Origin of the sequence: Pseudomonas sp. RIT-PI-q (assembly GCF_001297125.1) — a bacterium.
Classification (GTDB): domain Bacteria; phylum Pseudomonadota; class Gammaproteobacteria; order Pseudomonadales; family Pseudomonadaceae; genus Aquipseudomonas.
The window spans coordinates 54,841-78,309 of record NZ_LHPC01000021.1 but is presented as its reverse complement, the minus strand read 5'-3'; the positions used below and the strand labels follow the sequence as shown (position 1 = coordinate 78,309).

General features: G+C 57.9%; 20 protein-coding genes and 2 tRNA genes. 1 reads left to right on the top strand and 21 read right to left on the bottom strand.

Features of this window, described 5'->3' with window-relative positions:
- Positions 1–31: 31 nt before the first annotated feature.
- From pnp to rlmE, 15 genes are all read right to left on the bottom strand, one after another.
- On the bottom strand, positions 32–2,137 hold the full coding sequence (gene pnp / locus AEQ67_RS07150) for a polyribonucleotide nucleotidyltransferase (protein ID WP_059403190.1): 2,106 nt from the start codon (positions 2,135–2,137) through the stop codon (positions 32–34).
- Between the two features lie 195 nt (positions 2,138–2,332).
- The gene (gene rpsO, locus AEQ67_RS07145; RefSeq protein ID WP_003197723.1) at positions 2,333–2,602 is read right to left on the bottom strand and encodes a 30S ribosomal protein S15; all 270 of its coding nucleotides are present in this window, start codon (positions 2,600–2,602) and stop codon (positions 2,333–2,335) included.
- Positions 2,603–2,719: 117 nt separating this feature from the next.
- Positions 2,720–3,637, bottom strand: coding sequence for a tRNA pseudouridine(55) synthase TruB (gene truB, locus AEQ67_RS07140; protein ID WP_059403189.1), 918 nt, complete (start codon positions 3,635–3,637; stop codon positions 2,720–2,722).
- Between the two features lie 3 nt (positions 3,638–3,640).
- Complete coding sequence (gene rbfA, locus AEQ67_RS07135; RefSeq protein WP_059403188.1) at positions 3,641–4,042, bottom strand: 30S ribosome-binding factor RbfA; 402 nt, start codon at positions 4,040–4,042, stop codon at positions 3,641–3,643.
- A gap of 159 nt (positions 4,043–4,201) precedes the next feature.
- Complete coding sequence (infB, locus tag AEQ67_RS07130; protein WP_059403187.1) at positions 4,202–6,730, bottom strand: translation initiation factor IF-2; 2,529 nt, start codon at positions 6,728–6,730, stop codon at positions 4,202–4,204.
- Positions 6,731–6,757: 27 nt separating this feature from the next.
- On the bottom strand, positions 6,758–8,239 hold the full coding sequence (gene nusA / locus AEQ67_RS07125; protein ID WP_008024459.1) for a transcription termination factor NusA: 1,482 nt from the start codon (positions 8,237–8,239) through the stop codon (positions 6,758–6,760).
- Between the two features lie 47 nt (positions 8,240–8,286).
- Positions 8,287–8,745, bottom strand: a complete 459-nt coding sequence (rimP, locus tag AEQ67_RS07120) for a ribosome maturation factor RimP (protein WP_010463487.1) — start codon at positions 8,743–8,745, stop codon at positions 8,287–8,289.
- 138 nt (positions 8,746–8,883) lie between these two features.
- A tRNA-Met gene (locus AEQ67_RS07115) sits at positions 8,884–8,960 on the bottom strand.
- Positions 8,961–9,056: 96 nt separating this feature from the next.
- Positions 9,057–9,142, bottom strand: a tRNA-Leu gene (locus AEQ67_RS07110).
- 22 nt (positions 9,143–9,164) lie between these two features.
- Positions 9,165–9,548, bottom strand: coding sequence for a preprotein translocase subunit SecG (gene secG, locus AEQ67_RS07105; protein ID WP_017336473.1), 384 nt, complete (start codon positions 9,546–9,548; stop codon positions 9,165–9,167).
- Between the two features lie 4 nt (positions 9,549–9,552).
- Positions 9,553–10,308, bottom strand: a complete 756-nt coding sequence (gene tpiA, locus AEQ67_RS07100; RefSeq protein ID WP_059403186.1) for a triose-phosphate isomerase — start codon at positions 10,306–10,308, stop codon at positions 9,553–9,555.
- A 66-nt stretch (positions 10,309–10,374) separates the two neighbouring features.
- On the bottom strand, positions 10,375–11,712 hold the full coding sequence (glmM, locus tag AEQ67_RS07095; protein ID WP_059403185.1) for a phosphoglucosamine mutase: 1,338 nt from the start codon (positions 11,710–11,712) through the stop codon (positions 10,375–10,377).
- Positions 11,713–11,728: 16 nt separating this feature from the next.
- Complete coding sequence (gene folP, locus AEQ67_RS07090) at positions 11,729–12,580, bottom strand: dihydropteroate synthase (RefSeq protein WP_059403184.1); 852 nt, start codon at positions 12,578–12,580, stop codon at positions 11,729–11,731.
- Between the two features lie 8 nt (positions 12,581–12,588).
- Positions 12,589–14,499: an ATP-dependent zinc metalloprotease FtsH gene (ftsH, locus tag AEQ67_RS07085; RefSeq protein WP_059403183.1), complete on the bottom strand. Its 1,911-nt coding sequence runs from the start codon at positions 14,497–14,499 to the stop codon at positions 12,589–12,591.
- Between the two features lie 202 nt (positions 14,500–14,701).
- Positions 14,702–15,331, bottom strand: coding sequence for a 23S rRNA (uridine(2552)-2'-O)-methyltransferase RlmE (gene rlmE / locus AEQ67_RS07080; protein ID WP_028623127.1), 630 nt, complete (start codon positions 15,329–15,331; stop codon positions 14,702–14,704).
- A gap of 105 nt (positions 15,332–15,436) precedes the next feature.
- Here rlmE and AEQ67_RS07075 point away from each other — a divergent pair, with 105 nt between their 5' ends.
- Positions 15,437–15,745, top strand: coding sequence for a YhbY family RNA-binding protein (locus AEQ67_RS07075; RefSeq protein WP_059403182.1), 309 nt, complete (start codon positions 15,437–15,439; stop codon positions 15,743–15,745).
- A 9-nt stretch (positions 15,746–15,754) separates the two neighbouring features.
- Here AEQ67_RS07075 and AEQ67_RS07070 read toward each other — a convergent pair whose 3' ends face one another.
- The 6 genes from AEQ67_RS07070 to dnaJ form a co-directional block, all read right to left on the bottom strand.
- On the bottom strand, positions 15,755–16,159 hold the full coding sequence (locus tag AEQ67_RS07070; RefSeq protein ID WP_059403181.1) for a hypothetical protein: 405 nt from the start codon (positions 16,157–16,159) through the stop codon (positions 15,755–15,757).
- A gap of 28 nt (positions 16,160–16,187) precedes the next feature.
- Positions 16,188–16,664, bottom strand: a complete 477-nt coding sequence (gene greA / locus AEQ67_RS07065) for a transcription elongation factor GreA (RefSeq protein WP_033058235.1) — start codon at positions 16,662–16,664, stop codon at positions 16,188–16,190.
- 2 nt (positions 16,665–16,666) lie between these two features.
- The gene (carB, locus tag AEQ67_RS07060; protein ID WP_059403180.1) at positions 16,667–19,888 is read right to left on the bottom strand and encodes a carbamoyl-phosphate synthase large subunit; all 3,222 of its coding nucleotides are present in this window, start codon (positions 19,886–19,888) and stop codon (positions 16,667–16,669) included.
- 119 nt (positions 19,889–20,007) lie between these two features.
- Entirely contained in the window at positions 20,008–21,144 is a 1,137-nt protein-coding gene (gene carA / locus AEQ67_RS07055; protein WP_059403179.1) for a glutamine-hydrolyzing carbamoyl-phosphate synthase small subunit, read from the bottom strand.
- Between the two features lie 259 nt (positions 21,145–21,403).
- Positions 21,404–22,210 (bottom strand): 4-hydroxy-tetrahydrodipicolinate reductase, encoded by an 807-nt coding sequence (gene dapB / locus AEQ67_RS07050; protein ID WP_059403178.1) that lies wholly within the window; start codon positions 22,208–22,210, stop codon positions 21,404–21,406.
- Positions 22,211–22,219: 9 nt separating this feature from the next.
- Complete coding sequence (gene dnaJ / locus AEQ67_RS07045; RefSeq protein ID WP_059403177.1) at positions 22,220–23,344, bottom strand: molecular chaperone DnaJ; 1,125 nt, start codon at positions 23,342–23,344, stop codon at positions 22,220–22,222.
- Positions 23,345–23,469 lie beyond the last annotated feature (125 nt).

The window sequence follows — 23,469 nt, the reverse complement described above, 5'->3', positions numbered from 1 at the left end:
TAACGTTGAAGCGGTCAGGCGTGGGGAGTGATTAAACGCCCGAAGCCTTGGCTGCTGCTACGTCTTTGATGGACAGCTTGATACGGCCGCGGTTGTCCACGTCCAGTACCAGCACTTCCACTTCCTGGCCTTCTTTCAGAATGTCGGTCACTTTCTCGACACGAGCGTCGCTCAGCATCGAGATGTGAACCAGACCGTCCTTGCCTGGCAGGATGTTGACGAATGCGCCGAAGTCGACGATGCGCTCAACCTTACCGACGTAGATCTTGCCGATTTCAGCTTCTGCGGTGATGCCCAGAACGCGCTGACGTGCAGCTTCAGCCGCTTCCTTGGTTTCGCCGAAGATCTTGATCGAGCCGTCGTCTTCGATGTCGATCGAAGCCTTGGTCTCTTCACAGATCGCACGAATGGTCGCGCCGCCTTTACCGATGACATCACGGATTTTGTCGGTGTCGATTTTCATCGCGATCATGGTCGGAGCGTTTTCCGACAGTTCGGTACGCGACTGGCCAATGATCTGGTTCATCTGACCGAGAATGTTCAGGCGCGCTTCCAGGGCTTGGCCCAGAGCGATCTCCATGATTTCTTCGGTGATGCCTTTGATCTTGATGTCCATCTGCAGCGCGGTAACACCTTTGGCAGTACCGGCTACTTTGAAGTCCATGTCGCCCAGGTGGTCTTCGTCACCCAGGATGTCGGTCAGGATGGCGAACTTCTCGCCTTCTTTAACCAGACCCATGGCGATACCGGCAACCGGTGCCTTCATCGGAACGCCAGCGTCCATCAGGGCCAGGGAAGCGCCGCAGACCGAAGCCATGGAGCTCGAACCGTTGGATTCGGTGATTTCCGACACAACACGGATGGTGTACGGGAACACGTCGGCGGCAGGCAGCATGGCGGCGATCGAACGACGAGCCAAACGGCCGTGACCGATTTCGCGACGACCAGCGCCACCCATGCGACCACACTCACCTACCGAGAACGGAGGGAAATTGTAGTGCAGCATGAACGGGTCTTTTTTCTCGCCTTCCAGGGTGTCCAGCAGCTGTGCGTCACGGGCGGTGCCCAGTGTTGCAACAACCAGTGCCTGGGTTTCGCCACGGGTGAACAGAGCCGAACCGTGGGTCTTAGGCAGAACGCCGACTTCGATGTTCAAAGGACGTACGGTCTTGGTGTCGCGGCCGTCGATACGTGGCTTGCCGTTTACGATGTTTTCGCGAACGGTGCGGTATTCGATTTCGCCGAAAGCGGCTTTGACTTCGCTGGAAGAAGGCTGGCCTTCTTCACCGGACAGCTTGGCCACAACCTGGTCTTTCAGCTCACCCAGGCGAGCATAACGGTCGGCCTTGATGGTGATGGTGTAAGCCTGGGAGATCGCGTCGCCGAACTCGGCACGGATCGCGCCCAGCAGAGCAGTGGCTTCAGGCGCAGGAGCCCAGGTCCAGGTTGGCTTGGCAGCTTCGGCAGCCAGTTCTTTAACGGCGTTGATCACAACCTGGAACTCGTCGTGAGCAAACAGTACCGCGCCCAGCATCTGGTCTTCGGTCAGCTCTTTGGCTTCCGATTCAACCATCAACACGGCTTCCGAAGTACCGGCAACGACCATGTCCAGGCTCGATGCTTTCTGTTGTTCGTAAGTCGGGTTCAGCAGGTAGCCGGTGCTTTCGTGGAACGCAACGCGGGCAGCGCCGATCGGGCCATCGAAAGGAATACCGGAGATGGCCAGGGCAGCCGACGTACCGATCATCGCAGCGATGTCCGGATCGGTCTTCTTGCTGGTGGAAACGACGGTGCAGACAACCTGCACTTCGTTCATGAAGCCTTCTGGGAACAGCGGACGGATCGGACGGTCGATCAGTCGGGAAGTCAGGGTTTCTTTCTCGGAAGGACGGCCTTCACGCTTGAAGAAACCGCCAGGGATCTTACCGGCAGCGTAAGTCTTTTCCTGGTAGTGAACGGACAGAGGGAAGAAGCCCTTGCCTGGATCGGCTTGTTTGGCACCGACTACGGTCACCAATACGCTGACGTCGTCGTCAACGGTGACCAATACTGCGCCGGAGGCCTGACGGGCGATACGGCCAGTCTCGAGGGTAACGGTCGACTGACCGAACTGGAATTTTTTGATTACCGGGTTCACGGTGTCCTACCTTCTTTTGTGGCTCTTGGGGAACTTGTCTTCTTGCGAAATTCTTGGGCAATGTCGGGAATCGGCCCAACGCCTGTCCAGGGTAAAACGACTATCCAGATAAAACTTGAGGCTGGGAGCCTGCCATGCGCCAGCGGGAAACCCACTGACGTACGACAGACAACCAACCTCTAGCGCAATCGCTTATTAGCGACGCAGACCCAGGCGAGCGATCAGAGCGCTGTAACGGCTCACGTCCTTGCCTTTCAGGTAGTCCAGCAGCTTACGACGCTGGTTTACCATGCGGATCAGACCACGACGGGAGTGGTGATCTTTACCGTTGGCCTTGAAGTGACCTTGCAGTTTGTTGATGTTGTGGGTCAGCAGTGCAACTTGCACTTCTGGCGAACCAGTGTCACCAACAGCTTGCTGGTAGTCAGCTACGATTTGAGCTTTTTCTTGAACGTCGAGAGCCATGAGGCAATCCTTTTATCAGGAAACTGTTTCAAAGAAACAGCTTCAACAGGCCAGGGACAAATCCCTGTATCTAAAAATGAGTAGTGACCGTGCCTGTTAACAGCCACCCTCGTCCGGTCATTCTGACCGAATCAGTCGACGCGGCGCGATGCGCCCGTCTTCGCTCACTTCACCGATACCGATGAAGCGACCGTTGTGATCCTGAACCCGTACCATGCCGAACTTCGGTGCATCCGGGGCTCGTACCGGCTGGCCGTTGAGCCAGTAGAACGAGCTGTGCTCCGAGAACTGCAACAGTGGCCAATCCAGCAGGCCGCTGTCCGATGGCATCAGGAAGCGGTCGACCGCTTCGTTGCCGCCTTCGGCATGTACCGCTTCCAACTCTTCAAGCGTGACCGTCTGCGCCAGCGTGAAAGGCCCGGCCTGGGTACGTCGCAGTTCAGCAACGTAAGCGCCACAACCGAGTTGCTCACCGATATCCTCCACCAGGGTGCGGATATAGGTGCCTTTGCTGCAATCCACCGCAAGCCGCGCAGTATCACCTTCAAAGGCCAGTAATTCCAAGCGCGCAATAGTAACAGAACGCGGTTCGCGCTCCACTACTTCGCCTGCACGGGCCAGCTTGTACAGCGGTTGGCCATCACGCTTGAGAGCCGAGTACATCGGCGGTATCTGACTGATTTGACCGCGAAAATTCGGCAGTACAGCCTCGACATCGACGCGACCAACGGTCACCGGGCGTTCCTGCAAAACTTCACCCTCGGCATCCGCCGTGGTGGTGGTCTTGCCCAGTTGTGCCAGGGTTTCATAAGCCTTGTCGGAGTCGAGCAGGTATTGCGAAAACTTGGTGGCCTCACCGAAGCACAACGGCAGTACACCGGTGGCCAGCGGATCGAGACTGCCGGTGTGCCCGGCTTTCTCGGCATTCAGCAACCAGCGGACCTTCTGCAACGCGGCGTTGGAGGTGAACCCCAGCGGCTTGTCGAGCAGGATGATGCCGCTGACATTACGACGGATACGTTTGACCTGAGCCACCGATTACTCCTTGGCGTCGTCGGCTTCAGCCGCAACCGGGTGCTGATTATCTTCAGCCACCGCACGCTCGATCAGGGCCGACAGGTGCGCGCCACGCACGACGCTTTCGTCGTAGTGGAAATGCAACTGTGGAACGCTGCGCAACTTCATTTCGCGAGCCAACTGCATGCGCAGGAAACCGGCAGCTGAGTTGAGCACCTTGATGCTTTGCGCGATGTCTTCAGCGTTGTCCTGGCCCATCACGGTGATGAAAATCTTCGCGTGACCGACGTCACGGCTGACTTCAACAGCGGTAATGGTGACCAGGCCGACGCGCGGATCTTTGACTTCACGACGGATCAGCTGTGCCAGCTCACGCTGCATCTGATCGCCGATACGTTGGGTACGGCTGTATTCTTTTGCCATGTCTTGTTACCTGTTACTGCCCCACGGTGAAACCCGAGGGGTCTGAAAGCGGCAAACGCCCGGCCTGACAAAAGCCAGACCGGGCGTTGCGTTTAGAGTCCTGACGCGGTGCCGCGCATTTGCATGCGCAGGCCCCACGTGGCCCTTGAAGTGCGCGAGTTAGAGGCTGCGAGCAACCTGAACCTTCTCGTAAACTTCGATCTTGTCGCCAGGCTTGACGTCGTTGTAGCTCTTCACGCCGATACCGCATTCCATGCCGGCACGTACTTCGGAAGCGTCATCCTTGAAGCGGCGCAGGGATTCCAGCTCGCCTTCGAAGATAACGATGTCTTCACGCAGTACACGGATTGGACGGTTACGGTGAACAACACCTTCGATAACCATGCAACCGGCGATCGCGCCAAACTTCGGCGAACGGAACACGTCACGCACTTCAGCGATACCCAGGATGTTCTCGCGAACATCGCTGCCCAACATACCGGTGAGGGCTTTCTTGACGTCTTCGATGATGTCGTAGATCACGTTGTAGTAACGCATATCCAGACCTTCCTGCTCGACGATCTTGCGAGCGCCAGCATCGGCACGCACGTTGAAGCCGAACAGTACAGCGTTGGAGGCCAATGCCAGGTTAGCGTCGGACTCGGTGATACCACCGACACCGCCACCAACAACACGCACTTGCACTTCGTCGTTACCCAGGCCGTTCAAGGCACCGTTCAACGCTTCCAGCGAACCACGGACGTCGGATTTGAGGACGATGTTGAGCGTCTTCTTCTCTTCTTGACCCATGTTCTCGAAGATGTTTTCAAGCTTGCCAGCGTGAGCGCGGGCCAGTTTGACTTCGCGGAACTTGCCTTGACGGAACAGAGCCACTTCACGGGCTTTCTTCTCGTCGGCAACAACGCTCATCTCGTCGCCAGCGTCCGGAGTACCGTCCAGGCCGAGGATCTCGACAGGGATGGAAGGACCGGCTTCTTTGATTGGCTTGCCGTTCTCGTCGAGCATGGCGCGAACACGGCCATAGTTCGAACCGACCAGCACCATGTCGCCTTGGCGCAGAGTACCGTCTTGAACCAGAACGGTAGCAACCGGGCCACGACCTTTGTCGAGACGCGATTCAACCACAACACCACGACCTGGGGCCGAAGGCGTTGCTTTCAGTTCCAGGACTTCGGCTTGCAGCAGGACAGCTTCGAGCAACTCGTCCACGCCAGTACCGACTTTCGCCGACACCGATACGAACGGGGTGTCGCCGCCCCACTCTTCCGACGTCACGCCGTGAACCGACAGTTCGCTACGGATGCGATCGAGATCAGCGCCCGGCTTGTCGATCTTGTTCACTGCAACAACCAGCGGAACGCCAGCAGCCTTGGCGTGCTGAACGGCTTCAATGGTCTGCGGCATTACGCCGTCGTCCGCTGCAACCACCAGGATCACGATGTCGGTCGCCTTGGCACCACGGGCACGCATTGCGGTAAACGCGGCGTGACCAGGGGTGTCGAGGAAGGTGACCATGCCGCGTTCGGTTTCAACGTGGTACGCACCGATGTGCTGGGTGATACCGCCGGCTTCGCCAGCAGCTACCTTGGCACGACGGATGTAGTCGAGCAGCGAGGTCTTACCGTGGTCAACGTGGCCCATTACGGTCACGACCGGTGCACGGGAGAACGCTTCACCTTCAAACTTCAGGGACTCGGCCAGGGAATCTTCCAGGGCGGTGTCGCTGACCAGGGTCACTTTGTGGCCCAGTTCTTCGGCAACCAGTTGGGCAGTTTCCTGATCCAGTACCTGGTTGATCGTCGCTGGAGTACCCAGTTTGAACATGAACTTGATGATTTCAGCAGCCTTGACCGACATCTGCTGGGCAAGATCGCCAACAGTGATGGTCTCGCCGATCTTCACTTCGCGCACTACAGGGCCGGTTGGGCTCTGGAAACCGTGGGCGTTGCGTTTCTTCAGCTTGGCCTTGCCGCGACCACCACGACGGAAGCCATCGCTTTCTTCGTCGGTAGTACGTGGGGCAACGCGTGGAGCAGGCGCTTTTTCCTTGACCGAAGCACGATGCGGAGCGTTTTTGCGCTCACCATCGCCACTGCCACGACGATTGTTATCGTCGGCACGTGGTTTGTCCGGACGGCGCTGTTCGTTCTGCTTGTTGCGAACGTCAGCAGAAGGTGCCGGAGCAGCTGCCACAACCGGAGCGCTTTCACGCACTGGCTCGGCAACCGCAGCAGGAGCTGCGACAGCGTCGTTAGTGGCGTTTTGCGCAGCAGCAGGCTGGCGACGCGCTTCTTCTTCGGCGCGACGCTTGGCTTCTTCTTCAGCCTTCTGACGAGCAGCATTTTCTACTGCGCGACGTTCTTCCAGTTCGCGTTTGCGCTCGGCTTCGATTTCTTCCGGGCTGCGTTGTACGAAGACTTTCTTCTTGCGTACTTCAACGCTAATGCTTTTGCTGCCAGCAACACGCAGGGTGCTGGTGGTTTTGCGCTGCAATGTAATCTTGCGCGGTTCTTCCACTTTCGCCTTGTGGCTGCTCTTCAAGTGAGTCAGCAAAGACTGCTTCTCACTATCGCTCACACCTTCATCGGCGGCGGTGTGCGGCAGACCTGCCTCACGCATCTGCTGCAACAGGCGCTCTACCGGTGTTTTGACCTCATCGGCCAGTTGTTTCACCGTGACTTGCGTCATGCACTTCTCTCCTCAGGCCGCGCCTAATTACTCGAACCAGTGGGCTCGGGCGGCCATGATCAACTTGCCGGCACGATCATCGTCAATGCCGTCGATGTCGAGCAGATCGTCAATAGACTGCTCGGCCAGGTCTTCGCGGGTAATTACGCCGCGCACCGCCAGTTCCATCGCCAAATCCTTGTCCATACCCTCAAGCGAGAGCAGGTCTTCGGCCGGATGGGCGTCTGCCAGCTTTTCCTCAGTAGCGATGGCTTTGGTCAACAAACGATCCTTGGCGCGAGCGCGAAGCTCGTTGACGGTTTCTTCGTCAAAGCCGTCGATGTTGAGCATTTCTTCCAACGGTACGTAGGCAATCTCTTCCAGGCTGGTGAAACCTTCATCTACCAGCACCTGTGCCAGGTCTTCGTCGACTTCCAGCTCGTCGATGAAATTGCGCAGGATGTCGCCGGTTTCTGCTTGCTGCTTAGCCTGGATGTCCGATTCGGTCATCACGTTCAGGGTCCAGCCAGTCAACTGGCTAGCCAGACGCACGTTCTGACCACCGCGACCGATGGCCTGAGCCAGATTGTCTGCGCCAACGGCGATGTCCATTGCATGGGCATCTTCGTCAACGATAATTGCCGCCACTTCAGCCGGCGACATTGCATTGATCACAAACTGAGCCGGGTTATCGTCCCACAGGACGATGTCCACACGCTCACCGCCCAACTCACCCGACACTGCCTGGACGCGCGAACCGCGCATACCGATGCAAGCGCCTTGCGGGTCGATGCGTTTGTCCTTGGAGCGGACCGCGATCTTGGCGCGCGAACCCGGGTCACGGGATGCAGCCATTACTTCGATCAGGCCTTCAGCGATTTCCGGCACTTCGATGCGGAACAACTCGATCAGCATTTCCGGCGCGGTACGCGACAGGATCAGCTGCGGGCCGCGGTTCTCGGTGCGGATTTCCTTGAGCAGCGCACGCAGACGCACGCCAACCCGGAAGGTTTCGCGAGAGATGATGTCTTCACGAGCCAGCAACGCTTCAGCGTTGTTGCCCAGGTCGACGATCACGTTGTCGCGGGTCACTTTCTTCACGGTGCCGGAGATGATTTCACCCAGGCGCTCGCGGTAAGCGTCAACAACCTGAGCGCGTTCGGCTTCGCGAACTTTCTGCACGATGACTTGCTTGGCAGTCTGTGCAGCAATGCGGCCGAACTCGATCGATTCGATTTTTTCTTCGACGACATCACCCACCTGAGCGCCAGGATGCGTTTCGGCAACCTTGCTCGGCCAGGTTTCGATGGCCGGATCGTCCAGGTCAGCTTCTTCAACGACCGTCCAGCGACGGAAAGTCTCGTAAGCACCGGTGTGGCGATTGATTTCCACACGCAGATCAACTTCGTCCTCAAAACGCTTTTTGGTAGCCGTGGCCAGAGCCAGCTCCAGCGCTTCAAAAATTACGTTTGCCGGTACGCCCTTTTCATTGGATACCGACTCAACAACCAGCAGTACTTCTTTGCTCATCGTACGCCTCGCCTTTCGCAAGCCATTGGATCCGCGGGATCCGCGTCTCAGTCAAAACTGGGAATAATGTTGGCCTTGTCGATCATATCGATCGGCAACAGGAACTCATGGTCTTCTACCTGCACCACGACGTCCTGCTCTTCTACACCGCGCAGAAGGCCTTGAAAGTTGCGTCGTCCTTCAAAAGGCGAGCGCAGCTTGATCTTCACTTGTTCACCGGCAAATTTTGCAAACTGCTCAATAGTGAACAGCGGGCGTTCCATGCCAGGCGAGGAAACTTCAAGGGTGTATTCAACGGCGATTGGATCTTCAACGTCCAGGACACCGCTGATCTGACGGCTGACAATGGCGCAATCGTCCACCAGCACACCGCCCTCTTTATCGATATAAACGCGCAACATTGAGTGGCGACCTTGAGCCGAAAACTCAATACCCCAGCATTCATAGCCTAGGGCCACGACCACCGGGGCCAGCAAGGCCTGCAACTCTTCTAGCTTGCTCGACACCTGAACCCCCTCGTGCATGTATGTGCATGCTGTGCAAAATAAAAAAATGGGCGAAACGCCCATCCTTGAAACGCCGTCGAATAGCGGCGTTGAAAGTGTCCAGCTAACAAAAAGCCCCTTAAAAGGGGCTCCTTAAACTGGTTGCGGGGGCCGGATTTGAACCGACGACCTTCGGGTTATGAGCCCGACGAGCTACCAGACTGCTCCACCCCGCGACAAAGCTGGGGCGGAAGTATACGACCGATCCCTGACAGGGTCAATGTAACCTTCCACCTACAAGAAAGCCCGCAACAGCGGGCTCTCCTGATAATTGGTACCGAGAAGGGGACTCGAACCCCTACACCCTATGGGCACAACCACCTCAAGGTTGCGTGTCTACCAATTCCACCACCTCGGCAATACTACGTTTGAAACCCTTCTTACTTTTGCTCTTGAGCTGGAGGTACGTCAGTCGCTGGAGTAGCCGACTTTTGCTCTTGAAGCACCGGTACATCATCAGAAGCCGGTTGTTGCTTTGGAACTTCCAACACTGCCGGGTTTGGCAAACCTACTTGAGTCAGCTGGTGAGCCTTCTCTTTAGCAAAGTAACCTAACCCTAAGCTGGTTATGAAGAAACCGGCGGCAAGTATAGCAGTAAACTTACTAAGAAAGGTAGAGGAACCTTGGCTTCCGAACACAGTATTTGAAGCACCTGCTCCGAAAGACGCGCCAGCATCCGCACCTTTACCCTGCTGCAGCAATACCAAGGCAACTACGCCCAATGCACCCAGCAGATGAAAAACGACTACGACTGTTTCCAGCATTTTTTCAGTTTCCCGCGGCGCGACAAATCGCACCGAACTCATCTGCATTCAGGGAAGCTCCACCAATGAGCCCCCCATCGATATCCGGCATGCCGAACAGTTCGACCGCATTGGCCGCCTTCACGCTGCCGCCGTATAGAAGCCGCACACCTTGTGCGACTTCAGAATTCTCTGCCGCCAACTGAGCGCGAATGGCTGCGTGCACATCCTGCGCCTGTTGCGGCGAAGCAGTCAGCCCGGTGCCAATGGCCCAGACCGGCTCGTAAGCAATTACTGCATTTGCAAAGACACCGACACCGAGCTCCTCAATGATACTGCCCAGCTGACGCCCGACAACCTCAAGAGTTTTACCGGCTTCACGTTGCTCCAGGGTTTCCCCTATGCACAACACCGGAATCAAGCCACACGCCTGTGCCGCTGCGAACTTGCGAATGAGTGTTTCATCATTCTCGCCGATGATCTGGCGACGCTCGGAATGCCCGACGAGTACCAGGGAACAACCTTCATCAGCCAACTGACCCGGTGCAATTTCACCGGTCAATGCACCTTGCTTGGATTCCACCGCAGCGTTCTGCGCGCCGACCTTGATCGACTTGCCTTCCAGACCATCAATCACTTGATTGACATGCAAGAAAGACGGAAATACCGCTACATCAACACCGCTCGGCAAGGCTAGATTACGCAAGCCCTTGATCAGCTCAGCGACGCTGGCGCGGGTACCGTGCATCTTCCAGTTACCAGCTACCATAGGGCGACGCATGCTGTACCTCGTCGGTCAAAGTGGGCGCAGATGTTACCCAACACAATCATGGCTGGCAAGCCGAATTCAGGCAGAAACTTCAGTAACCAGTTTTGCCAGCTCTTCGGCATAGCCACGAACCTGCGTTTCGTCTTCACCTTCGACCATCACACGTACCAGCGGCTCAGTCCCGGACTTGCGCAACAACACGCGTCCACGCCCCGCCATCGCCTTGGTAACGCGCTCGCTGGCCTCTTTGACCGACGAGTGATCGAGGGGGCTTGCACCGCCGCCGAAACGCACATTAATCAGCACCTGCGGGCACTTGCGTAGCGCCTGACGCGATTGAGCCAGCCCTTCGGAGCGTGTCTTCAGCGCCATCAGCACCTGCAGCGCAGCGATAATCGCATCACCGGTAGTGGTGTGACTGAAGCAGACGATATGCCCCGAATTCTCGCCACCCAGAAGCCAGTTGCGCTCCAGCAGGTCAGCGATCACATAACGGTCGCCGACGTTGGCGCGCACAAAAGGAATCGAGAGATCGGCCAGGGCCAGTTCCAGCCCCAGGTTGCTCATCAGCGTACCGACTACACCACCCTGCAACTTGTCACGCTCATGCAGATCACGAGCAATGATGAACAGCAACTCGTCACCATCGACGATCGCGCCGGTGTGATCCACCATCAGGACCCGGTCGCCATCACCATCGAAAGCAATACCCAGATCGGCGTGCTCGGCCAAAACCGCAGCCTGCAGCTGGCCCATGTGGGTCGAACCGCAATTGTCATTGATATTCAGACCGTTTGGCTGTGCTGACAGCACAACGACTTCAGCGCCCAACTCACGAAACACACTAGGCGCCACCTTGTAGGTCGCACCGTGAGCGCAGTCGATCACAATCTTGAGGCCCGCGAAGCTGGTGCCGGTCGGGACGCTGCTCTTGCAGAATTCGATGTAACGACCCGAAGCGTCGTTAATCCGCGATACCTTGCCGATCTTGCTCGACTCAACCACGGTCATCGGGGTATCGAGCAACTCTTCGATCATCAGCTCGACTTCATCCGGAAGCTTGGTGCCCTTTCCGGAGAAAAACTTGATGCCGTTGTCATCGTGAGGATTGTGCGAGGCACTGATCACGATGCCAGCTTCGGCATGAAAGGTACGCGTCAGATAGGCGATGGCCGGCGTCGGCATCGGGCCCAAGAGCATGACGTCAGCACCCGCCGACGTCAGCCCGGCCTCGAGCGCCGACTCGAACATATAACCGGAGATCCGGGTGTCCTTGCCCACCAGCACCTTGCAGGCACCCATTTTGCGGAACGCCATGCCCGCCGCCCAGCCAAGCTTGAGCATGAAGTCAGGAGTAATCGGGTATTCGCCAACACGACCACGAATGCCGTCGGTCCCAAAATATTTTCTAGTCATAAGCACTCCATCATTCTTATTCGGCTGATTCTACTGCGGCGATCATCCGCAGCACATCGACTGTTTCGGCTACATCGTGGACGCGCAATATACGCGCACCCTTGAGCGAAGCCAGCGCTGCGAGCGCCAGACCGCCATGCAGGCGCTCTCCGACCGGACGACTCAAAGCCTGACCAATCATGCTCTTTCGCGAAACCCCGACCAACAGGGGCCGCCCCAAGGCATGCAGATCTTCCATATGCTTGAACAAGCTTAGATTGTGCTGCAAGTTTTTTGCGAATCCAAAGCCAGGATCAAGGATGATCCGCTCAGCCGGAATCCCTACCGACGCACATTGAGCCATGCGCTCGGCGAGAAATTCGCCCACCTCTCTCGTAACATCCTGATAGTGCGGATTGTCCTGCATATCGCCCGGCTCACCGAGCATATGCATCAGACAGACCGGCAGACCAGTAGCCGCGGCCGCATCCAGAGCACCATCGCGTCGCAGCGCGCGTACGTCATTGATCAACCCTGCGCCTAGTCGTGCTGTTTCGCGCATGACCGCCGGCGCGGAGGTATCGACCGAGATGATGACATCCAGTTCGCGATTGATGCGCTCAACGATGGGCGCTACACGCTCCAGCTCTTCCAGCGGGGAAACCGCCCTGGCACCCGGCCGGGTCGACTCACCGCCGACATCGATCAGCGTCGCGCCAGCCGCCACCATGGCTTCGGCGTGGCGCAAAGCCGCATCGAGCTGGCTGTATTGGCCACCGTCAGAGAAGGAATCAGGAGTGACATTGAGAATACCCATGACATGCGTCTGGGCCAAATCAAGAACCCGGTTGCCGCAAGGCAACCGGGTCGAGGACTGAACAGAAGTCATTTCAAACCTTAAACGTCAGCAGCCGGACCGCCGATCGGTGTTTCCGGACGCTCATTCTGCACCACCGGAGGTGTTCCGGAAGTACCCGTGCCGCCCGACCAGTCGCGAGGTTCGCGAGGCGTACGACCCGCCATGATGTCGTCGATCTGATCAGCATCAATCGTTTCGTACTTCATCAGGGCATCAGCCATAGCGTCGAGCTTGTCGCGGTTATCCGTAAGGATCTGCTTGGCCGTGCCGTAGCACTGGTCGATGATGCTGCGGACTTCGGAGTCGATCAGCTTGGCGGTCTCCCCGGAGAAGCTTGCACTTTGACCGCCACCGCCGCGACCGAGGAACACCTCGCCCTCTTCTTCGGCATACATCAACGGACCGAGTTTCTCCGACAGGCCCCACTTGGTCACCATGTTCCGTGCAATCTGGCTGGCGCGCATGATGTCGTTGGAGGCACCGGTAGTGACACCATCGAAGCCCAAGGTCATTTCTTCAGCGATACGGCCGCCATACAGCGAGCAGATCTGACTGATCAATGCACGCTTGGACAAGCTGTAGCGATCTTCTTCCGGCAGGAACATCGTCACACCCAGTGCACGACCGCGCGGGATGATCGAGACCTTATAGACCGGATCATGCTCAGGCACGACGCGACCCACGATAGCGTGGCCTGCTTCGTGATAAGCGGTGTTCTGCTTCTCTTTCTCGGACATGACCATGGATTTGCGCTCGGCGCCCATCATGATCTTGTCTTTGGCCAGCTCGAACTCTTTCATTTCGACGATGCGCTTGCCGGTACGGGCAGCAAACAACGACGCCTCGTTCACCAGGTTGGCCAGGTCAGCACCGGAGAAACCAGGAGTACCACGTGCGATCACAGCCGGAGCGACGTCGTCACCCATTGGCACTTTGCGCATGTGAACCTTGAGAATTTGCTCACGACCACGGATATCCGGCAGACCGACGACGACCTGACGGTCGAAACGGCCCGGACGCAGCAACGCAGGGTCCAATACGTCCGGACGGTTGGTTGCAGCGATGACGATGATGCCGTCATTCATTTCGAAGCCATCCATCTCGACCAGCAACTGGTTGAGAGTCTGCTCGCGCTCGTCGTGACCGCCACCCATGCCGGCGCCACGGTGGCGACCGACGGCGTCGATTTCATCGATGAAGATGATGCATGGCGCGTGTTTCTTGGCCTGTTCAAACATGTCGCGAACACGGCTGGCACCGACACCGACGAACATCTCGACGAAATCGGAACCGGAAATGGTGAAGAACGGCACTTTGGCTTCGCCGGCAATCGCCTTGGCCAGCAAGGTTTTACCAGTACCTGGAGGACCCACCATCAGCACGCCGCGAGGAATACGACCACCCAGGCGCTGGAACTTGCCCGGGTCACGCAGGAACTCGACCAGCTCACCGACTTCTTCCTTGGCTTCGTCGCAACCAGCAACGTCAGCCAGGGTAGTTTTCACCTGATCTTCGGAGAGCAGGCGCGCCTTGCTCTTGCCGAAACTCATCGGTCCGCCCTTGCCACCAGCACCGCCCTGCATCTGCCGCATGAAGAACATGAACACGGCGATGATCACCAGGATCGGGAAGCTTGCGACCAGGAGTTGAGTCCAGATGCTTTGCTGCTCAGGCTGCTTGCCTTCGACTACGACGTGGTTGTCCACGAGGTCGCCGATCAGACCGTTGTCCTGGATTGCCGGACGAATGGTCTTGAAGCTGTCGCCATCGTTGCGCTTGCCGGTGATGACATAGCCATCAACCGCTACGCGCTCGACCTTGCCATCCTTGACCTGCTGGATGAAGTCGGAATAGTTGAGGGTCTGCGGCTCGTTAGGGCTGGAGAAGTTGTTCATCACTGTCACCAGGACAGCCGCGATGATCAACCACAGGATCAGATTCTTTGCCATATCGTTCAATTAACTACCCTCTGAAGCAAGCTCCGCTAATGGCGCGCGCTTCGCATGATATTCACCGGCCTAACTTACTACATTACCTACGGCTCTGGCAGGCGCCGTCTGTAACCCTTTGTGAAACACTTTCTACACGATATTCGCTAATGCTCACGGGGCGAAATACGAAAAACCTATCGACCCGCAAAAAAACCTCGATTTACTCACTACGGCCGCGATAGCCCCAAGCCAGCATGTATTGCTCGCGGGAACTGCCACGGGAAGAGTCCGGCTTGATCATCTGGACCTTGTCGAATTTCTGACGAGCGTCCTTCACGTAAGCATCAAACCCCTCGCCCTGAAAAACCTTGATCACGAAATTACCACCCGGTTTGAGTATCCGGGCCGCCAGATCAAGAGCCAGCTCACATAGAAACATGGCTTTTGGCATGTCCACCTCAGGCGTACCACTCATATTGGGGGCCATATCGGAAATCACAAGGTCCACCTGCGAATTACCCACGGCTTCAAGGATCTGAGCGAGCACTTCGTCCTGGGTGAAGTCACCCTGGATGAAATTCACATCCGGAATGCTGTCCATTTCCAGGATGTCCGAGGCGATCAGACGCCCCTGACCACCGATCAGCCGACTAGTGACCTGCGACCAGCCGCCGGGCGCCGCACCCAGGTCGACAACGCTCATACCCGGACGGATCAGCTTGTATTTCTCCTGGACCTCCAGAAGCTTATAACTCGCACGCGATCGGTAACCATCCTTCTGCGCCTGCTTCACATAGGGATCATTGACATGTCTTTGCAGCCATTTAAGGCTTGTCTTGGAACGGGCCACGGGCCACCTCGAAAATAAAACGGGTCGTGATTAACTGGGCGGTCCCGGACTCGCTCGGGTAAACTGGCCGCCGCTTTTTACAAGATCAGACGCAGGGGTCAGATTATGCCGCTCACTCAAGAGCAGAAGAAACAGTACAAATCCATTGGCCACCATCTGAAACCGGTTTTGATTGTGGCTGACAACGGTTTGACTGAAGGTGTGTTAGCCGAACTCGAACGCGCTTTGGCGGATCACGAGCTGATTAAAATCAAGCTCAACATCCTCGATCGCGAATCGCGCCTGGCGTCCGTTGCAGAACTCTGCAAGGTCGGCAAAGCGGATCTGGTTCAAGTCATCGGCAAGATGGCACTGATTTACCGCAAGAACTTCAGCGTCAACAAGCAACTGTCGAACGTCCATCGCTTCAAGTGATGACAAGGGTCAAGGGTGTGCTTCGCGCACCCTGCCGCTCCATCCTGGCACCGGCTGCAACACCAGCACCAGCCCGGAAAAACCCAGCACCAGATAGCTGAACACCTGCCAACGCACTGCATCCGGCCAGCCGAAGCGCACAGCGAAAAACATCCCACACGCGTACAGCGCCATCATCAGCAGTTGCCCACGAATATCGCGCCATAGACTGGCAAGGCCCTCGGCCTGAACCAGCACCAAAGCCTGAAAAATCACACACGCTGCGGCAAATCCCACCATCAGCGCATTCAGCATGCCTGCAATTTCGTCGATCAGCAGCGGTGCCAGGCCAATTTGGCCCAACACCGGCAGCAGACCGATGTGTAACAGCCACAAGCCGCCCACCCACAACATCTGAGCCAGCTGCCAAAACATGGCGCCCGCACGTAGCGGGCGCCGGCGTTTAGATGTGGCGAACTTCGACAATCTCGTACTCGATAACGCCACCAGGCGTTTTCACGGCAACCACATCACCCTCTTCCTTGGCAATCAAGGCGCGAGCCAATGGCGAACCGACCGAAATCTTGCCAAGTTTGAAGTCAGCCTCATCCTCACCCACGATGTGGTAAGTGACGCTTTCATCAGTCTCGACGTTGGCGATTTCAACGGTCGTGCCGAAAATCACTTTGCCAGTGTGAGGAATGGTCGTGACATCGATGATCACCGCATTCTGCATACGGCCTTCGATGTCGCGGATCCGCGCCTCGACCATACCCTGCTGCTCGCGAGCAGCGTGGTATTCGGCGTTTTCCTTCAAGTCACCCAACTCGCGGGCCGTACCGATGTCCTGGCTAAGCTTCGGACGGACGACCTTGGTCAGGTGAGCGTGTTCTTCTTCCAGGGCTTTGGCGCCCTGAACGGTCATTGGGTACTTGGTTATGCTCATGCCTTCAATCCTGCGTGTAGATCCTGCAAGCGGCGTACGGTCTTCTCGGGACCGAACTTCAGCGCTTCGCAGATAGCTTCGCCAGCAGCAATAGTGGTGGTGCAGTAAATCTTGTGCTGCAAGGCATTACGACGAATGGAATAGGAGTCAGCGATCGACTGACGGCCTTCGGTGGTGTTGATGATCAGGGTGACTTCGTCATTCTTGATCATGTCGACCACGTGCGGACGACCTTCGGTCACCTTGTTCACACGACGCACCTTCAGGCCTGCGGCCTCGATCAGCTTGGCAGTACCGGCAGTGGCGACCACTTCGAAACCCAAGTTGATCAGATCACGGGCCACGCCTGCAACCAGTGGCTTGTCGTCGTCACGCACGCTGATGAACGCAGTACCGCCGGTCGGCAGCACTTCGCTGGCGCCCATTTGAGCCTTGGCAAACGCTTCGCCAAAGGTGTCGCCCACGCCCATCACTTCACCGGTGGACTTCATCTCTGGGCCCAGGATCGGGTCCACACCAGGGAATTTGGCGAATGGGAACACCGCCTCTTTCACGCTGTAGAAGTTCGGAATGATTTCCTTGGTGAAGCCGATTTCCTTCAGGGTTTTACCGGCCATCACACGAGCGGCGATCATTGCCAGGGAAACACCGATGCACTTGGACACGAACGGTACGGTACGGGAAGCGCGCGGGTTGACTTCGATGACGTAGATGTCTTCGCCTTGCAGCGCCAACTGAACGTTCATCAAGCCGACTACGCCCAGCTCCAGGGCCATTTTCTTGACCTGTTCGCGCATCTCGTCCTGAATGTGCGCAGGCAGCGAGTACGGCGGCAGGGAGCACGCGGAGTCACCGGAGTGAACGCCGGCCTGCTCGATGTGCTGCATGATTGCGCCGATCACCACGTCGGTGCCGTCGCAAACCGCATCCACGTCCATTTCGATGGCGCAGTTGAGGAAGTGGTCAAGCAGCACCGGGCTGTCGTTGGACACTTTCACCGCGTCACGCAGGTAGCGCTTGAGCTCTTCTTCTTCGTAGACGATTTCCATCGCACGACCGCCCAGCACGTAGGACGGACGCACCACCAGCGGGTAACCGATCTTGGCGGCGGCACGAATCGCTTCGTCTTCGCTGCGCACGGTGGCGTTTGGCGGCTGACGCAGGTTCAGACGCTCAACCATCTGCTGGAAGCGCTCACGGTCTTCAGCGCGGTCGATAGCATCAGGGCTGGTGCCGATGATCGGCACGCCAGCTTCTTCCAGTGCACGCGCCAGTTTCAGCGGGGTTTGGCCGCCGTACTGGACGATCACGCCTTTGGGTTTCTCGACGCGGCAGATTTCCAGCACGTCTTCCAGGGTCACTGGCTCGAAGTACAGGCGATCGGAGGTGTCGTAGTCAGTGGAGACGGTTTCCGGGTTGCAGTTGACCATGATGGTCTCGTAACCGTCTTCGCGCAGCGCCAGTGCCGCGTGTACGCAGCAGTAGTCGAACTCGATGCCTTGGCCGATACGGTTTGGACCGCCGCCCAGGATCATGATCTTGTCGCGGCCCGATGGCGCGGCTTCGCACTCTTCCTCGTAAGTCGAGTACATGTAGGCGGTGTCGGTGGCGAACTCGGCCGCGCAGGTGTCAACGCGCTTGTAGACCGGGAAAATCTCAAGCTTGTGACGGTGGCGACGCAACGCCTTCTCGGTGACGCCCAGCAGCTTGGCCAGACGCATGTCGGAGAAACCTTTGCGCTTGAGGCGGAACATCAAGTCGCGGTCGATGCTGGCCAGACCCAGGGTCTTGACCTTCTCTTCTTCCTTGATCAGGTCTTCGATCTGTACCAGGAACCACGGGTCGATCATGTTCATGCCGAAGATGTCTTCGACCGACAGGCCGGCGCGGAAGGCGTCAGCCACGTACCAGATACGCTCGGCGCCCGGAACGGTCAGCTCGCGCTTGAGCACGCTCATGCTTTCCGGGTTGCTCAGGTCGAGCTTCTCGTCCAGACCGCAAACGCCTACTTCCAGACCGCGCAGGGCTTTCTGCAGGGATTCCTGGAAGGTCCGGCCGATGGCCATGACTTCACCGACCGACTTCATTTGAGTGGTCAGGCGTGCGTCGGCTTTCGGGAATTTTTCGAAGGCGAAGCGTGGCAGCTTGGTGACGACGTAGTCGATCGACGGCTCGAAGGACGCAGGCGTCGCGCCGCCGGTGATTTCGTTCTGCAACTCGTCCAGGGTGTAGCCGATCGCCAGCTTGGCAGCGATACGCGCGATCGGGAATCCAGTGGCTTTGGAGGCCAGTGCCGAAGAGCGGGACACACGCGGGTTCATCTCGATCACGACCATACGGCCGGTGTCCGGGCAGATGCCGAACTGAACGTTGGAGCCGCCGGTTTCAACGCCGATCTCACGCAGTACCGCCAGGGAGGCGTTACGCATGATCTGGTATTCCTTGTCCGTCAGGGTTTGTGCCGGAGCCACGGTGATCGAGTCACCGGTGTGCACGCCCATCGGGTCAAAGTTTTCGATCGAGCAAACGATGATGCAGTTGTCCTTCTTATCGCGGACAACCTCCATCTCGTATTCTTTCCAGCCGATCAGGGATTCGTCGATCAGCAGCTCTTTGGTCGGCGAAAGGTCGAGACCGCGGGCGCAGATTTCTTCGAACTCTTCGCGGTTGTAAGCGATACCGCCACCGGTGCCGCCCATGGTAAAGGACGGACGGATGATGCACGGGAAGCCGAGCTTCTCGAGGACCAGGTTGGCCTCTTCCATGCTGTGGGCGATACCCGAACGCGGGCAGTCGAGGCCGATGGATTTCATCGCCTTGTCGAAGCGCGAACGGTCTTCAGCCTTGTCAATAGTGTCAGCGTTGGCGCCGATCATCTCTACGCCGAACTTCTCCAGAACGCCTTCGCGCTCCAGGTCCAGTGCGCAGTTCAGAGCGGTCTGACCGCCCATGGTCGGCAGCAGCGCGTCCGGACGCTCTTTCTCGATGATCTTGGCAACGGTCTGCCACTTGATCGGCTCGATGTAGGTCGCGTCGGCCATGTCCGGGTCGGTCATGATGGTCGCTGGGTTGGAGTTCACCAGGATGACGCGGTAACCCTCTTCGCGCAGGGCTTTACAGGCCTGGGCGCCGGAGTAGTCGAATTCGCAGGCCTGGCCGATCACGATCGGGCCAGCGCCGAGAATCAGGATGCTTTTTATGTCTGTACGTTTTGGCATGGGTTTGTCACTCAAATCCGCAGGTCAGTCGGCAAGCCGTCTTGTTCAATCTGTGAAGCCTTGAGGGGGCCGCCGGTTGTCGGGACCACCCTCAAGCTTTGCAACATCAAGGCGAGCGATTAGCGTCGCTTGGCCATTTCGTTGATGAAGCGATCGAACAATGGCGCTACGTCGTTCGGGCCAGGGCTGGCTTCAGGGTGACCCTGGAAGCTGAAGGCGCTCTTGTCGGTACGCTCGATGCCTTGCAGGGTGCCGTCGAACAGCGATTTGTGGATCGCACGGACGTTGGCTGGCAGGGTCGTTTCGTCTACCGCAAAACCGTGGTTCTGGCTGGTGATCATCACCACACCGGTGTCCAGATCCTGGACCGGGTGGTTGGCACCGTGGTGGCCGTGACCCATTTTCAGGGTCTTGGCGCCGGAGGCCAGGGCCAGCAGTTGGTGACCGAGGCAGATACCGAAGACCGGAATCTCGGTTTCCAGCACGTCCTTGATCGCCTGGATCGCGTAGTCGCAAGGCTCCGGGTCACCAGGGCCGTTGGACAGGAACACGCCGTCCGGTTTCATCGCCAGAACGTCAGCAGCAGGGGTTTGAGCCGGCACCACGGTCACGCGGCAACCGCGCGCAACCAGCATGCGCAGGATGTTCAGCTTGACGCCGTAGTCGTAGGCCACCACGTGGTACGGCAGCTCGGAGGCGTCGATGGTCGCGTGGCTGTCGGTTTTCAACTCCCAGACAGTCGAGCGCCACTCGTACTTCTCTTTGGTGCTGACGACTTTCGCCAGGTCCATGCCTTTGAGGCCAGGGAAACCCTGTGCAGCGGCGATGGCGGCTTCTTCGGAAATATTGTCACCGGCCATGATGCAGCCGTTCTGTGCGCCTTTTTCACGCAGGATGCGTGTCAGGCGACGGGTGTCGATACCGGCGATTGCCACCACATTGTTGGCTTTCAGGTAGTCGGACAGGGACATCGTGTTACGCCAGTTGCTCGCAACCAGTGGCAGGTCACGGATGACCAGGCCAGCGGACCATACGCGGTCGGACTCGGCGTCTTCCGGTGTAGTACCGGTGTTGCCGATGTGCGGGTAAGTCAGGGTAACGATCTGTTGGGCGTAGGAAGGATCGGTAAGGATTTCCTGATAGCCGGTCATGGCGGTGTTGAACACCACCTCTCCAACGGTTTGACCGTCGGCTCCAATGGCTTCGCCGCGAAAAATGCTGCCATCAGCAAGGGCGAGTATGGCTGGCTTAGTCAAGAAGACCTCCCGTAAATAAAGCCTGAAAGGGCGATCGCAGGTTGTAAAAAAGCGGAGTGACGTATGGACACGTCACCCCGCTTCTTCACCGAATAATTCTGCGCGCTTTTAGTGGACACACTAAAGCTGTAGCTTACAGAAAAAGGCATTTTTGGTCTACCGCCAATGAGCCTTAAAGGCCGGGGAATGCGACAGGACGTCGCTTGGCGGAGTGAAACCGGGCTCAAACGCTGTGTTCGAACCCGATTTCGGGCGCATCTTAACGCAGATCGAGCACGTCTTGCATGTCGTAAAGGCCTGCCTCACGACCCTCCAGCCACAACGCGGCACGTACCGCGCCCTTGGCGAAGGTCATGCGACTGGAAGCCTTGTGCGTGATTTCGAGGCGCTCACCTTCACAGGCGAACAGCACCGTATGATCGCCGACCACATCACCGCCGCGCACAGTGGCAAAACCGATCGTTTCACGCTCACGCGCACCGGTGTGGCCTTCACGTCCGTAGACCGCAACTTTCTGCAGATCGCGATCCAGCGCACTGGCGATCACTTCACCCATGCGCAACGCCGTGCCCGAAGGCGCATCAATCTTGTGCCGGTGGTGAGCCTCGATGATTTCGATGTCCGCTTCATCGCCCAACACACGAGCCGCCATGTCGAGCAGCTTCAGCGACAGGTTCACACCCACACTGAAATTGGCCGCGAACACAATCGCAATGTCCTTGCCCGCCTCGGCCAGCAACTGTTTTTGCACAGCGTCCAACCCGGTCGTGCCAATTACCATGGCCTTGCCCGCCTTGCGACAGAACGCCAGGTTTTTCAGCATGACTTCCGGCAGCGTAAAGTCGATCAGCACGTCGAACTCATCAGCCACCGCTTCGACATGACCGGACAACGGCACGCCGATACGTCCGAGCGAGGCCAGCTCACCGGCATCCACACCAATCAGCGTGCTGCCAGGGCGCACAATCGCCGCCGTCAGGCCGGTCAACGGTGCGCGCTGCTGCACGGCCTCGACCAGGATTTTGCCCATGCGTCCAGCAGCGCCCATCACAGCTATACGTCGCATGCTCACTCCTTACAAGTCGCCGAAGAAACGCTTCACGCCTTCGAACCAACCCGTGGTTTTCGGCGAATGGCTGTTGTCGTCTGCCAGCGAGCTACGGAATTCTTCCAGCAATTCGCGCTGACGACGACCCAGGTTGACCGGGGTTTCAACCGCCACGCGACACATCAGGTCGCCAGCACCGCCGCCACGCACCGGTGCAACACCCTTACCGCGAACACGGAACTGCTTGCCGGTCTGAGTCCCCTCAGGGATCTTCAATTTGACTCGACCATCAAGGGTCGGAATCTCCAGCTCGCCGCCCAATGCCGCATCGACGAAGCTGATCGGCACTTCGCAGAACAGATGCTTGCCGTCACGCTGGAAGATCGCGTGCTCGCGCACATTGATCACCACGTACAGGTCGCCCGTCGGACCGCCCTGAGCACCCGCCTCGCCTTCGCCGGACAGACGAATGCGGTCACCGGTATCAACACCGGCCGGCACTTTCACCGACAGGGTCTTGTACTCTTCGACACGGCCTTCGCCGTTGCAGGAGTTGCACGGATCGGAAATGATCTTGCCCTGGCCATGGCAGCGCGGGCAGGTCTGCTGCACCGAGAAGAAGCCTTGCTGCATGCGCACCTGACCGATACCGCCGCACGTCGGGCAGGTAACCGGCGAGGAGCCTTTCTTGGCACCCGAGCCGTCGCACGGCTTGCAGTTGACCAGTGTCGGAACGCGGATATTCACGGTCGTGCCGCGCACCGCCTCTTCCAGGTTCAGCTCCAGGGTGTAACGCAGGTCGCTGCCGCGCTGAGCGCCGCCACGGGAACCGCCGCGACCACCACCGAAGAAATCACTGAAGACATCGCCAAAGATGTCGGAGAAGTTCTGGCCGCCAAAACCGGCACCGCCGCCACCCATGCTCGGGTCAACGCCGGCATGACCGTACTGGTCGTACGCCGCGCGCTTGCTCGAATCGGACAGCACTTCGTAGGCCTCGTTGGCCTCTTTGAACATGTCTTCCGACGCTTTGTCATCGGGATTACGGTCCGGGTGGTGCTTCATTGCCAGGCGACGGTAGGCCTTTTTCAGGTCTGCTTCGCTTGAGCCACGCTCAACACCCAACACCTCGTAATAGTCACGCTTTGCCATAAGTCTTTGCACTCTTAAGGACGTCCGGCAAACCTCTCCTGAGCCTTGCCAAACTCGTTGAGCCCCAATACAGGCCCGGACCCAACTCACGTCAATTCAACGATCCTGGTCTTTGATTCGATGCG

What these genes read in the sequence shown, in the direction of transcription:
- rpsO (WP_003197723.1), bottom strand. Translation starts at nt 2,602, where the DNA reads ATGGCTCTCGACGTTCAAGAAAAAGCTCAAATCGTAGCTGACTACCAG.
- rbfA (WP_059403188.1), bottom strand. Translation starts at nt 4,042, where the DNA reads ATGGCAAAAGAATACAGCCGTACCCAACGTATCGGCGATCAGATGCAG.
- infB (WP_059403187.1), bottom strand. Translation starts at nt 6,730, where the DNA reads ATGACGCAAGTCACGGTGAAACAACTGGCCGATGAGGTCAAAACACCG.
- nusA (WP_008024459.1), bottom strand. Translation starts at nt 8,239, where the DNA reads ATGAGCAAAGAAGTACTGCTGGTTGTTGAGTCGGTATCCAATGAAAAG.
- secG (WP_017336473.1), bottom strand. Translation starts at nt 9,548, where the DNA reads ATGCTGGAAACAGTCGTAGTCGTTTTTCATCTGCTGGGTGCATTGGGC.
- tpiA (WP_059403186.1), bottom strand. Translation starts at nt 10,308, where the DNA reads ATGCGTCGCCCTATGGTAGCTGGTAACTGGAAGATGCACGGTACCCGC.
- glmM (WP_059403185.1), bottom strand. Translation starts at nt 11,712, where the DNA reads ATGACTAGAAAATATTTTGGGACCGACGGCATTCGTGGTCGTGTTGGC.
- folP (WP_059403184.1), bottom strand. Translation starts at nt 12,580, where the DNA reads ATGACTTCTGTTCAGTCCTCGACCCGGTTGCCTTGCGGCAACCGGGTT.
- ftsH (WP_059403183.1), bottom strand. Translation starts at nt 14,499, where the DNA reads ATGGCAAAGAATCTGATCCTGTGGTTGATCATCGCGGCTGTCCTGGTG.
- AEQ67_RS07075 (WP_059403182.1), top strand. Translation starts at nt 15,437, where the DNA reads ATGCCGCTCACTCAAGAGCAGAAGAAACAGTACAAATCCATTGGCCAC.
- AEQ67_RS07070 (WP_059403181.1), bottom strand. Translation starts at nt 16,159, where the DNA reads ATGTTTTGGCAGCTGGCTCAGATGTTGTGGGTGGGCGGCTTGTGGCTG.
- carB (WP_059403180.1), bottom strand. Translation starts at nt 19,888, where the DNA reads ATGCCAAAACGTACAGACATAAAAAGCATCCTGATTCTCGGCGCTGGC.
- dapB (WP_059403178.1), bottom strand. Translation starts at nt 22,210, where the DNA reads ATGCGACGTATAGCTGTGATGGGCGCTGCTGGACGCATGGGCAAAATC.
- dnaJ (WP_059403177.1), bottom strand. Translation starts at nt 23,344, where the DNA reads ATGGCAAAGCGTGACTATTACGAGGTGTTGGGTGTTGAGCGTGGCTCA.